12 protein-coding genes are annotated in these 12,045 nt (G+C 69.8%); 9 read left to right on the forward strand and 3 right to left on the reverse strand.

The genetic code is table 11. The features are described 5' to 3' along the window. The first annotated feature begins 43 nt into the window (after window positions 1-43). A complete protein-coding gene (gene gdhA / locus DFJ64_RS19075; protein ID WP_115851677.1) occupies window positions 44-1,390 on the forward strand; it encodes an NADP-specific glutamate dehydrogenase in 1,347 nt (448 codons plus the stop codon). A 108-nt stretch (window positions 1,391-1,498) separates the two neighbouring features. On the opposite strand, the gene DFJ64_RS19080 is transcribed toward gdhA, so the two are convergent. After that, a complete protein-coding gene (locus DFJ64_RS19080; protein WP_245941250.1) occupies window positions 1,499-2,419 on the reverse strand; it encodes a 5'-3' exonuclease in 921 nt (306 codons plus the stop codon). Between the two features lie 89 nt (window positions 2,420-2,508). Here DFJ64_RS19080 and DFJ64_RS19085 point away from each other — a divergent pair, with 89 nt between their 5' ends. The 4 genes from DFJ64_RS19085 (at window position 2,509) to DFJ64_RS19105 (ending at window position 7,080) form a co-directional block, all read left to right on the forward strand. Next, a complete protein-coding gene (locus DFJ64_RS19085; RefSeq protein WP_115852249.1) occupies window positions 2,509-3,636 on the forward strand; it encodes a M24 family metallopeptidase in 1,128 nt (375 codons plus the stop codon). A 33-nt stretch (window positions 3,637-3,669) separates the two neighbouring features. Then, window positions 3,670-4,110 carry an Lrp/AsnC family transcriptional regulator gene (locus DFJ64_RS19090; protein ID WP_115852250.1) on the forward strand — a complete coding sequence of 147 codons (441 nt, stop codon included), beginning with the start codon at window positions 3,670-3,672 and terminating at the stop codon, window positions 4,108-4,110. Window positions 4,111-4,183: 73 nt separating this feature from the next. Further along, the gene (locus DFJ64_RS19095) at window positions 4,184-5,224 is read left to right on the forward strand and encodes a TRM11 family SAM-dependent methyltransferase (RefSeq protein WP_170152674.1); all 1,041 of its coding nucleotides are present in this window, start codon (window positions 4,184-4,186) and stop codon (window positions 5,222-5,224) included. A gap of 476 nt (window positions 5,225-5,700) precedes the next feature. Further along, window positions 5,701-7,080: a 6-phospho-beta-glucosidase gene (locus DFJ64_RS19105; protein WP_115851680.1), complete on the forward strand. Its 1,380-nt coding sequence runs from the start codon at window positions 5,701-5,703 to the stop codon at window positions 7,078-7,080. Between the two features lie 8 nt (window positions 7,081-7,088). Here DFJ64_RS19105 and DFJ64_RS19110 read toward each other — a convergent pair whose 3' ends face one another. Then, complete coding sequence (locus DFJ64_RS19110) at window positions 7,089-8,543, reverse strand: KamA family radical SAM protein (RefSeq protein WP_211310675.1); 1,455 nt, start codon at window positions 8,541-8,543, stop codon at window positions 7,089-7,091. Window positions 8,544-8,638: 95 nt separating this feature from the next. Here DFJ64_RS19110 and kdd point away from each other — a divergent pair, with 95 nt between their 5' ends. Continuing rightward, window positions 8,639-9,685: an L-erythro-3,5-diaminohexanoate dehydrogenase gene (gene kdd / locus DFJ64_RS19115; RefSeq protein WP_211310676.1), complete on the forward strand. Its 1,047-nt coding sequence runs from the start codon at window positions 8,639-8,641 to the stop codon at window positions 9,683-9,685. Window positions 9,686-9,789: 104 nt separating this feature from the next. Here the strand turns inward: kdd and DFJ64_RS19120 are convergent, their stop codons facing one another. Next, a complete protein-coding gene (locus DFJ64_RS19120; RefSeq protein WP_115851681.1) occupies window positions 9,790-10,389 on the reverse strand; it encodes a TetR/AcrR family transcriptional regulator in 600 nt (199 codons plus the stop codon). Between the two features lie 167 nt (window positions 10,390-10,556). Here DFJ64_RS19120 and DFJ64_RS19125 point away from each other — a divergent pair, with 167 nt between their 5' ends. The 3 genes from DFJ64_RS19125 to DFJ64_RS19135 all read left to right on the forward strand — a co-directional run. After that, window positions 10,557-11,012: a hypothetical protein gene (locus DFJ64_RS19125; protein ID WP_211310677.1), complete on the forward strand. Its 456-nt coding sequence runs from the start codon at window positions 10,557-10,559 to the stop codon at window positions 11,010-11,012. Then, window positions 11,009-11,527 carry a hypothetical protein gene (locus DFJ64_RS19130; RefSeq protein WP_211310678.1) on the forward strand — a complete coding sequence of 173 codons (519 nt, stop codon included), beginning with the start codon at window positions 11,009-11,011 and terminating at the stop codon, window positions 11,525-11,527. Before DFJ64_RS19125 ends, DFJ64_RS19130 begins: the two co-directional genes overlap by 4 nt. Continuing rightward, on the forward strand, window positions 11,524-12,045 hold a 522-nt coding region (locus DFJ64_RS19135; protein WP_147304764.1), incomplete at its 3' end, for an amidohydrolase family protein. The genes DFJ64_RS19130 and DFJ64_RS19135, both read left to right, overlap by 4 nt.

The raw sequence follows: 12,045 nt of genomic DNA on the forward strand, positions 1-12,045 counted from the left end.
AAGCCTCCGCGAGCACGCGCAACAGGAAGGACGCACACGCCGCATGGCCGACAGCATGGCCACGATCGAGCGCATCTACGCCGACGTGCTCAGGCGTAACCCAGCGGAACACGAGTTCCACCAGGCGGTCCGGGAGGTGTTGGAGTCTCTCGTGCCGGTCTTGGACCGCCACCCTGAGTACGCCGAGATGAAGATGATTGAGCGGATCTGCGAACCAGAACGCCAGATCATCTTCCGGGTGCCGTGGACCGACGACCGTGGCGAGGTTCACATCAACCGCGGGTTCCGCGTGGAGTTCAACTCCGCCTTGGGCCCGTACAAGGGCGGCCTGCGTTTCCACCCGTCGGTCTACCTCGGCACGATCAAGTTCCTCGGTTTCGAGCAGGTCTTCAAGAACGCGCTCACCGGTATGCCCATCGGCGGTGCGAAGGGTGGCTCGGACTTCGACCCCAAGGGCAAGTCGGACGCGGAGATCATGCGGTTCTGCCAGTCGTTCATGACGGAGCTGTACCGCCACCTCGGTGAGCAGACCGACGTGCCGGCTGGAGACATCGGCGTCGGCACCCGTGAGCTCGGCTACCTGTTCGGCCAGTACAAGCGCATCACGAACCGGTACGAGTCCGGCGTCTTGACCGGAAAGGGCCTGAGCTGGGGTGGTGCCCGCGTCCGCAAGGAGGCGACCGGATACGGCGCGGCGTTCTTCGCCCAGGAGATGCTCGCGGCTCGCGGCACGTCGCTGGAGGGCAAGACCGTCGTCGTGTCCGGCGCGGGCAACGTCGCCATCTACGCCGCGGAGAAGTGCAGCCAGCTCGGCGCGCGGGTGATCGCCTGCTCCGACTCCAACGGCTACGTGGTCGACGAGCGCGGACTCAACCTCGAGGTGCTCAAGCAGGTCAAGGAGGTCGAACGGGGTCGGCTCACCGCCTACGCCGAGCGGGTGCCGCACGCGCGTCACGTCGCTGGCGGATCAGTGTGGGACGTGCCGTGTGATGTCGCCATCCCGTCCGCGACCCACAACGAGATCTCCCGCGACACGGCGATCTCGCTGGTGAAGAACGGCTGCATCGCCGTCTCCGAGGGGGCGAACATGCCCACCACCCCGGAGGGAATCAGGGTCTTCCTGGAGGCCGGCATCGCGTACGGTCCCGGCAAGGCCGCGAACGCCGGCGGCGTCGCGACATCCGCGCTGGAGATGCAGCAGAACGCCTCGCGCGACAGCTGGTCGTTCGAGTACACCGAGCGTCGGCTGGAGCAGATCATGCGGGACGTGCACGCCGCCTGCCACGAGGCGGCCGAGGAGTACGGCTCTCCCGGGAACCTCGTCCTGGGCGCGAACGTGACGGGCTTCGTGCGGGTCGCGGAGGCGATGCAGGCACTCGGCCTGATCTGATCAGCGCCCTTCGACAGTCTGGGTACACGTCGGTCTGGCACACCCTCGGTTCGCGTTTGGTCCGGCCGTCAGGTCGGGCCAGACGCGCCGGGGCCGGACGCCCCTGACTCACACGGCAGCGAGCGTGCTCACCAGTCGGGTGGCCGACCCGCCCAGACGCCACTGGTCAACGAGACGTTGCCACCTCTCCAGGTCAGCCGGCTCACGGGGGAGCGCCTGGTCGATGTCGGGAAGGTCCACGTCGGTCGCGACTCGCACCACGTCGCGGGCGGCTGCGAGATAGTCCGCGGCTTGTTGGATCTTGGCGCGCAGGCTGGGTGCCATTCCACTGGCGTCATCACCAGCCGCGGCGATGATGGCATCGATGTCGCCGTAGCGTCCCACCAGGGACGCGGCCGTCTTCTCGCCAACGCCGGGGACCCCTGGCAGGCCGTCGGAGGGATCCCCGCGCAACAGGGCGAAGTCGGCGTAGTGGCGGGCGGGGACCCCGTACTTGCGCTGCACCCACTCCTCGTCGACGACCTGCAGGTTCCCCACGCCCCGCGCGGTGTAGAGGACGCGGACGCCGCGTTCGTCGTCGACGACCTGGAACAGGTCTCGATCGCCGGTCACGACGTCGACCGGCATGTGGGCGCGGGCCGCCAACGTGCCGATCACGTCGTCGGCCTCGTAGCCGGGCGCGCCGACGACCGCGATGCCGAGCGCGTCGAGCGCCTGCCGGATCAGCGGGACCTGGACCTCCAGGGCGGGCGGTACCTCCTCGAGGTCCGGTCCCTCCGGCATTCGCAAGGCCACCCGGTGTGCCTTGTAGCTGGGCACCAGCCGCACCCGCCACGCCGGGCGCCAGTCGTCGTCCCAGCACGCGACCAGGTGGGTCGGCTTGTGGTCGCCGACCAGGCGAGTGAGGAAGTCGAGCAGTCCGCGCACGGCGTTGACCGGTGTCCCATCGGGCGCGCGAAGCGACTCGGGGACGCCATAGAACGCACGAAAGTAGAGCGACGCCGTGTCGAGGAGCAGTAGCTTGGGCACCTCGCCATCGTGGCACAGGCGGGGGACATCGCCTGGTCCACAGCGTGGCCGGACGACGGAGTCGAAGCGCACCCCCTACAGTGATCCGCGTGACATCCGCCGTACCGACCACCGACCTGCGTGCCCGCCTCGATCGCGCCCGCTCGGGCGCGGCGTCGTCCGGACTCGACGCGCTGCTGATCTCGCCCGGACCAGACCTGCGGTACCTCACCGGCTACGACGCCAAGCCGCTCGAACGCCTCACGTGCCTGATCGTGCCCGCCTCGGGCGAACCGACCCTCGTCGTGCCCGCGCTGGAGAAGCCAGCCGCCGAGGCCGCCGGCGTGGAGGCGCTCGACGTGGAGCTGGTGTCCTGGCAGGAGACCGACGACCCGTACGCGCTGGTGGCCAAGCTGCTGCCGGGCGACGTCCGCGCCGTGGGAGTCGACAACCGCATGTGGGCGGAGAAGGTGCTGGCGTTGCGCGCCGCCCTGCCCGGCGTCGAGCAGCGACTGGCCGGTGACGTGCTGCGCGAGCTTCGCATGCGCAAGTCGCCGGCGGAGGTCGCGGCCCTGCGGGAGGCGGCCGCGGCGATCGACCGGGTGCACGCCCGGATCGAGGAATGGCTACGGCCCGGTCGCACGGAGCGGGAGGTCGGCCGGGACATCTACGACGCGATCCTGGCCGAGGGGCACGTCCAGGTCGACTTCGTGATCGTCGGCTCCGGTCCCAACTCGGCGTCTCCCCACCACGAGCTCTCCGACCGGGTGATCGAGCCGGGCGACCCCGTCGTCGTGGACATCGGGGGCACCACCGCGGCCGGCTACTGCTCCGACGAGACCCGCACCTACGTCGCGGGAGGCGAGCCACCGGAGGAGCTGCTGCGCTACTACCAGGTGCTCGAGCGGGCCCAACAGGCCGCGCGCGCCCAGGTGCGGCCCGGCGTGACGGCCGAGTCGGTGGACGCCGCCGCTCGGGATGTCATCACCGCGGCCGGATACGGCCCCGCGTTCATCCACCGCACCGGTCACGGAATTGGCCTCGAAAGCCACGAACACCCCTACATCGTCGCGGGCAACACGCTCCGGCTCGAGCCTGGCATGACGTTCTCTGTCGAGCCCGGCATCTACCTCGAAGGCCGCCACGGCGCCCGGATCGAGGACATCGTGGTGGTGACCGAGGACGGCGGTGAGTCGCTCAACCACCGTCCGCGCGGGCTGCGAGTCGTCGGTGGCTGACCGGTCCGGCCTCGGCGCGGTACGGTGACCGGCGTGGAGCAGATCGACCGCCAGATCGTCCGGCTGCTCGCCCGTAATGGCCGGATGTCCTACACGGACCTGGGCAAGGAGACGGGTCTGTCGACGTCCGCCGTCCACCAGCGGGTCCGTCGCCTGGAGCAGCGCGGCATCATCAAGGGCTACACGGCGGTCCTCGACTACGAGGCACTGGGTCTGCCGTTGACGGCCTTTGTTTCCATCAAGCCGATCGACCCGAGCCAGCCCGACGACTCACCGGAGCTGCTGGTCGACATCCCCGAGATCGAGGCCTGCCACTCAGTCGCGGGCGACGAGAACTACATCCTCAAGGTTCGTGTCGCCAGCCCGAGCGCACTGGAGGAGCTGCTCGCGCGGATCCGCGCCAAAGCCAATGTCTCGACACGGACGATCGTCGTCTTGTCCACGCCGTACGAGCAACGTGCGCCCGCGATCTGAGGCGCGTCCCGGCACGGCGACTCCACGGCAAGCCCGGCCCGGGAGGCAGGCGTCGGCGCGAGCAGCCACCAAGATGTTCGTGCACGCGATCCCAGGCCTGGCACCCCAGGTGCGGCGGGAGCTCGCCAACCTCCCTGGCGTCCGGGTGAGTGACGTCGGCAACGACGGGCGGTCGGACGTCATCCTCTGCGAGGTGACGCCGGGGCGGGAGGCCGACCTGCTGCGCCTGCGCACGATCGAGGACGCCTTCGTCGAAGTCGGGCGGACCCTGCGGTCGGAAGGGGACCGGCCGACGTGGATCGCCCGACGTGTGGTGAGGCCAGCGCAGCTGACCGCAGGACTTGAGCTGTGGCGGGCCGGTGCTGGTCGGCAACGTGCTCGCACCGCACCGCTGACCTACCGAGTGGTCACCCGGGTCTTGCAGGAGCGGACCTGGCGGCGCACGCAGCTGCGGCACGCGGCCGAGCAGGTGGTCTCCAAGCTGAGGCCGAGGTGGCGGATCGCCGACCCGGCGGCTCTCGAGGTGTGGGTCCTGGAGTACACCCGTGGTCGTTTCGTCGCCGGTGTCCGGCTCACGACCGCGCGCACTCGACAGCATGGCGGCCGAGCGGTGGAGCGCCCCGGTGCCCTGCGGCCGACCGTGGCCGCCGCCATGGTGGCGCTGGGTGAGCCAGTCGACCGTCGCGCCCAACGGGTCCTGCTCGATCCGTGCTGTGGATCAGGCACCATCCTCGTTGAGGCGTGCGCCACGGGTTGGACGGTCGAGGGACGCGACATCGACCCCGCCGCTGTGGCGACAAGCCGTCACAACGCCTCTGGCGCGCGGGTGTTGCGAGGAGACGCTCGTTCGCTCGATCTTCCCGACGCGTCGGTCGACGCGTGCGTGTCCAACCTGCCCTTCGGCCGCCAGTACACCGTGCCTCGTGACACCCGCACGTGGCTTCGCCAGGTGCTGGGGGAGATGGCGCGGGTCACTCGCCCTGGCGGGCGGGTTGTGCTCCTGGTACCGGACATTCCACAGGACGTGGTCCCGGCCGAGCTACGACGACGCGACCGGCTGCGGTTGCGGCTGCTCGGCGTGACCACAGCGATCTGGGTCTTCCAACGACGATGACGAGTCCTCCGCAGGTGCCCACCGTCGCCCCCACGGTGGCCACGCCTGGGACGCTTCCCCTGTCCATCCGCACCCAGACAGTGGCGATCGGTGGGTGGCGAGTGGGCGCCGGGAGTCGGGCCATGACCTTCGGATCCCTCGTCGGATCCCTGTGGTGCGGCGTCGACGACGGTGGCCGCCCGTGGTAGGTCGGACGGGGGTAGGGTCCGGGTGCAACCACGACGCGCTGGTCACGACCCCACGGGCGGCTCACGTCGCTGGAACGGCGAGACTCTCCCTCCGACGAGCCGCTGCCACTCACGGACGCGTGGGATGCCCCGTGGGCGACGCCCGTTCCGGTCGGTGAGGCGGTGAGGTGGCCTTCGAACAGTGGACGAGGGACGGCCGGCTCTGGCACCCCACGTGGCGGGATCCGCGCCAGGACCTCGCTCCAGACTCGGTGAGTCGCAACCCTTTGCGTGAGAGGTGGTCACGACGTGAAGCTGGCGATACTCGGCGGCGGCGGATTCCGGGTCCCGCTCGTCTACCAGGCACTAATCCGCGACCAGGGCTCACTGCGGGTGGACGAGGTGTCCCTCTACGACATCTCGCCAACCCGGCTCGCCGTCGTGGAGGCGGTGTTGGTCCAGCTCGCGCGCGAGGCCGCAGGTGGGACAGGCGATGCGACGCCGCCGCGCGTCGACGCGACCACCGATCTCGACCGAGCCCTCGAGGGAGCTGACTTCGTGTTCTCGGCGATCCGGGTCGGGGGCCTCCGCGGACGTGTCCACGACGAGCGGGTGGCGCTCGACCTCGGTGTGCTCGGGCAGGAGACGACCGGTCCCGGCGGCATCGCCTACGGTCTGCGCACCATCCCGGTCATGCGCGCGATCGCGGAACGGGTCCGGGCGGTCGCGCCGCGCGCCTTCTTCATCAACTTCACCAACCCCGCGGGGATGATCACCGAGGCGCTTCAACCGATCCTCGGCGACCGGGTCCTCGGCATCTGCGACACGCCCGGCGGACTCGTCCGGCGAGCCACCGCAGCGCTCGGCCTGCACCCCGCGCGCACCCACGCGGACTACGTGGGTCTCAACCACCTGGGGTGGCTGCGTCGACTCGTCCAGGACGGACAGGACCACCTACCCGACCTGCTGGCCGACGAGCACACCCTGGCTCAGCTGGAGGAGGGTGTGATCTTCGGGCCGTCGTGGCTGAGGACTCTGGGCGCGATCCCGAACGAGTACTTGTACTACTACTACTTCAGCCGAGAGGCGGTACGCGCGATTCGAGAGCAGCCGTCCACCCGCGGTGAGTTCCTCCTGCGTCAGCAGGACGACTTCTACGCGGCCGTGGAACGCGAACCTGATCGCGCCCTGGACCTGTGGCGCCGCACGATGACCGAACGGCGCGCGTTGTACATGGCGGAGGCCAAGGGCAAGCGACTCGACGAGGTCGTCGACGCGGAGGCAGCCGAGGCCGCGGAAGACGACGAAGGATACGAGCGGGTGGCCCTCGCGGTCATGGCCGCGATCGCCCGGAACGAGCGCGCGACGATGATCCTCAACGTGCGCAACGGCGGCGCTGTCGCCGGCCTCGACGCCGATGCGGTGGTCGAGGTGCCGTCCCTCGTCGACGGCGCCGGTGCGCACCCACTCGCGACGTCCCCTCCCGACCCGCACCAGCTCGGCCTCATGCAGCAGGTGAAGGCGGTGGAGCGGCAGACCATCGAGGCGGCCACGACAGGGTCGGTTGACGCAGCGGTCCGAGCGTTCGCCCTGCATCCGCTGGTCGACTCGGTGAGCGTCGCCCGTGACCTGGTGCGGGGTTACATGGACGCGCATCCGCAGATCGCGCGCCTGTTCGGACGGGGGTGACGAGCTCGTCAGCGGACGTCGAGGGCGAGTTGCCGCCGTGACGCGTCACGCGACGCCGCCGCCTGACGGCGGCCGGCTTCCTCTAGGTTCCGGCTGGCGTGCTCGCGCCACCAGGCCTGACCTTCCGGCGGCAAGGTGTCGATGGGGTCGTAGTACTCGTAGGTGCGGTCCAGTGCGTCGTCCCCAGGGCGTTCGATGCCGGTCCGGTAGTTCTTCTTCCAGTAGCTGATGCCCAGCGTCGTGTCATAGTGCGCTACCTGGTGCACCCAGCGCTTGCCCACGTACGGCACGTCGCAGACGATGCGCGGTGTAGCGAAACCTGGGAGGTACCCCAGGATGTCGTGCTGGAGCTGCTGTGCCTGCCGCAGCGACACCCGCCAGTGCTCGCTGAACGGGATCATGTCGCACATGTAGAAGTAGTACGGCGTGATCGTCGCGCCGTCGAGGAGCGCGAAGCACAGGTCGAGGAGCTGCTGCGCGGAGTCGTTGACGCCACGCAGCAGGACGCCCTGGTTGCGCACGTCCCGGATTCCGGTCGCCAGCATCGCCTTGGCCGCCTTGGCCACCAAGGGCGTGACCGACTGGGCGGTGTTGACGTGGGTGTGGATCGCGATCATCACTCCGCGCTCATTGGCGATCCTGGCCAGCCGCTCCATCCCAGCCCGAACGTCGTCTTGCAACCAGTGCTGGGGGAGGCCCATGAGGGCCTTGCTGGCCAGGCGGATGTCGCGGATGTTCTCGATGTCGAGCAGGGCGCGCACGAACGCCTCGAGCCTGGGCCACGGCACGTTGGCGACGTCGCCACCGGAGACCACCACGTCCCGGACCTGGGGGTGGGAGCGCAGGTAGTCCAGCATCGCGTCCCAGCGGCTCTGCGGCTTCGAACCGAACCGGAGCTTGGTCACCTGCGGGGTGGAGTTGCCCACGAGGTCCATCCGGGTGCAGTGGCCGCAGTACTGCGGGCAGGTCGGCACCAGTTCGGCGAGGACCTTCGTGGGGTAACGGTGGGTGAGGCCCTCGGCAACCCACATCTCCTGCTCGTGCAGGGAGTCACGGGTGGCCAAGGGGTGGGACGGCCAGTCGGTGCGGCGGTCGGAGAAGACCGGCAGCATGTACTTGCGTACTGGGTCGGCGTAGAACGCCTCGGTCGACGGCACCCGGTCCGGGACCATCGTGTTGAGCATCTGCGGGGGCACCAGCATCGACATCGTCGCGCGCTCGGCCTGGTCCCGCTCGAGGTCGGCGTAGAAGCTGTCGTCGAGCAGGTCTCCCATCACCTCGCGCAGCTGCTTGATGTTCTTCACGCAGTGCGCCCGCTGCCACTGGACGGACTCCCACTCGTCCTTGGTCACATGGCGCCAACCCGGTAGTCGGGTCCAGTCCGGCTCCTCCAAGGGCCGGTACCTGTACTCGTACGGCTGGTCCTGGGGTTGAAGCGCCACGAGCACCTCCGCGTATACCACCCGATCAACGGATGTCGTACTGTCTGAACCGCAGACTACAGAAGAATCTGTAGTGAGAATGACTGTATCCCGCAGAATCTGCGAGGAGGCGTCTCGTGGCCGCGTCACCGCCGCTCCCTGGCTCGCCGCTCGGACTCCACCGGGTCATCAGTCCACGCGGCGTGCTTCCGCAAATGGCCGAGTGCCTCGACACTCGGCCCGACCTGTGGCCGGACGAGGTCCGCGTCAGGGTCGACCGGCTCAACCTGGACGCCGCGTCCTACCGCCAGCTGCGCACTGCCCATGACGGGGACGGCGAGGCGATCCGCCGCGCGGTGCTGGAGATCGTCCGCACTCGTGGCAAGATGCACAATCCGGTCACGGGATCCGGAGGCATGCTCGTCGGCACGGTGGAGGAGGTGGGACCAGCCTCACCGCTCGGCCTGGCGCCCGGCGACCGCATCGCCACCCTTGTCTCGCTCACGCTCACCCCCCTCGTCATCGAGGACGGGTTGGAGGCGTGGGACGGTGACGGCGAGCAAGTGCCGTGCCGGGGGTACGCGATCCTGTTTGGCCGATCCATCGCTGCGAAGCTCCCCGACGACCTGCCCACACCTCTCGCTCTCGCGGTCGCCGACGTGTGCGGCGCGCCGGCGCTCACGGCTCGGGTCGTGGGCCGCTACGCCTCGCCGACCGTGTGCGTGCTGGGGGCCGCCGGAAAATCCGGGTCGCTCGCCGTCGCCGCGGCCCGCCGCGCCGGCGCGGCCCGGGTCATCGGCGTCGTGCCGATCGAGGAGGAGGCGACCCTCCTGGAAGCCTCCCGCCTCGCTGACACGGTGGTCGTTGCCGACGCCTGCGACCCGGTCGGGGTTGCCGACGCGGTGGGCAAAGCTGGTGGTCCGGCCGACATCACCGTCGTCTGCGTCGACGTTCCCGGCTGTGAAGGCGGCGCCGTCCTCGCCACGGCCGACGGTGGGACGGTCGTCTTCTTCTCGATGGCGACGTCGTTCAGCGCGGCCGCTCTCGGCGCCGAAGGGGTCGCGGCCGACGTCACCATGCTGATCGGGAACGGCTACGTGCCCGGCCACGCGGAGTACGCGTTCGACCTGCTCCGCGCGGAGCCCGCCCTGCGAGCCTTGTTCGAGGCGAGACTCCGCCGATGACGTGCACCATGCCTGCTGCCACGACGCCTGCTGCCACGACGCCCGCCATCGCGATCACTCGTCGGGGACGCCACGACGACCACACGTGGGCTTTCGAACCGAGTTCAGGAAACCCGACGCGGTTCGCTCGCCCAGATTCTCCGCAGCGGAGCCAGTCCTTCCTCAACGTACTCCGCGATCGGTCGATCGCCTCCGTCGCGGAACCACGACTCCAGTGCCCCGAAGTACCCGAACGCGAGCGCGTTGGCCACGACCCTGGCCTGGGACGGGCTCAGTCCACCTTCGGTGGCCAGCAGGGGTGCGATCCGTTGCGCGGCGCGGTCGAGCGCAGCGCAGGCGGCCATCCGCACCGATGGCTCGGTGAAGAAGTAGCGCACTCGGCGCCATGGACTCGCGTTGCGCCCCGCGCGCTCGTCCGGAACCGCCTCGTACCGACGAACCGCTTGGAGGAGGCTGTCGACCGGATCCGCGGGATTCACCAACTCCCGGAGCGCCTCGGAGCCCATGGTGTCGAACTCATCGGCGACCAGGATTCCCTCCTTGGTGCCGAAGTAGCGATACACCGACGACGGCGAGACGCCGGCGGCCGCGGCGATCTCCTCGATCGTGACAGCGGTGAACCCGCGCTCGTCGAACAGGTCCAAGGCCCGCTCCTGGATCGCGTGCATCGCGGCGCGCCGCCACTGGTCACGTAGTCCGGCCATGAGGTGATCCTACAGAAGAACGGAGAGTGACTATCAGTTTGACTTTTCCTTTCAGCCTTCGGAGCGTAGAGTGACTCTCTCCGAGACAGTCACTGTCTGAACGGGACGGGCGTGCCAGGGTCGCGCGCCTGCGCGTGAGGACACCTCCGACGAGACAGGAGATCGACATGACGCCAGCGACGACGAACGCGCGGCGCACGGCACGCGAGTGGACGCTGTTCGTGGTGATGGGGATCGGGCTCGCCCTGACGGTCGCCGTGACCGTCTACCCGCTCGCCAATCGAGGCTTGCTCGCTGACCACGTTCGAGCCGGCTACCCGAGCTACCACGAAGGCGAGATCGCGACCGCCGTGACCTGGTACCTGGCCATTCTGGCGGTTCTCGGCGGTCTGGGCGTGCTGAGCTGGCTCGGCACCATCTGGGCGACGTGGGTCCGCAAGGGCTGGGCGCCGTGGCTCGCGACGGTGATCCTGGCGGTCGCGGTCTGCGTCGTCCTCGCCGGGCTCACCGTGAAGGACACGTCCGGCGACGTCGGACTCGCCCCGGCGGTCGGCTGGCTGCAGGTCCTGCCCTGCCTTGCCGGACTGTCGGCCGTCGTGCTGCTGTGGGGTGGTCGGCGGTGAGGCCTCCAGGCTTGCTGCGCCGGATCGCCGCCTCCGCGGCGCGCCGCGCGGGTGCGATCAAGCGCGCGATGTACCGAGGCGGGCGTCCCGGCCCGCTCATGCGGTTGTGGAACCGCGTGGACGCGTGGGCGTACTCGACTGGCCGGGTGTACCCCGACCACGCCGCCGTGTTGATGGTGCGCGGACGTCACACCGGCAAGGTCAGCGCTGTCCCCATCGCGATCGCCGACCTCGCGGGGGAGGAGTTCGTGGTGTCCATGCTGGGCCCGAACGCGCAATGGGTTCGCAACGTGGAGGCCGCCGGTGGCGGCGCAGTCCTGCGACGCCGCGGACGCGACATCCGCGTGCGGCTCGAGGTGGTCCCGGTCCCAGACCGCGCAACGGTCCTGCGCCGTTACGTCGCCATCGCGCCCGGGGCTCGCCCGCACCTGGGGCTCGCGCCCAGCGACCCACTCTCGCGCTTCCGCGAGATCGCCCACGCCCACCCGGTGTTCCGCATCAGGATGAGCGCATGACACGGCGAGTCGTCTACCGGCGCGGATTCATCCGGTCGCCTGACGTGCCGGACGCCACCGCCTTGTGCGTGGAGGGCGACACCGTCACCTGGCTCGGCCACGAGGATGAGCTGGACGGCTACCTCACCGGAGCGGACGAGGTCGTCGACCTTCGCGGTCGACTGGTGACGCCGGCGTTCGTCGACGCCCACGTCCACCTCTCCCAGACCGGCCTGCGCCTCGCCGGGCTCGACCTGTCCGACGCGCCCACCCGGGAGGCGGTGCTGGACGCGCTGTCGGCGCGCGCCCGCCAGGACCCGGCCGCGGTGATCCTCGGATTCGGCTGGGACGAGACCGGCTGGCCGGATCCGCGTCCGCCGACCCTGGCGGAGCTCGACCGGGCGGCGCCCCAGCGGCCGGTCTACCTCGCACGTGTCGACGTCCACTCCGCGCTGGTCTCGAGCGGACTCGTGGCGCGAGCACCCGAGCTCACCACGACGCCCGGCTGGGACGGCACGGGTCGGGTCGAGCGAGACGCC

This window comes from Thermasporomyces composti, from assembly GCF_003386795.1.
GTDB classification, from domain to species: Bacteria; Actinomycetota; Actinomycetes; order Propionibacteriales; family Actinopolymorphaceae; genus Thermasporomyces; species Thermasporomyces composti.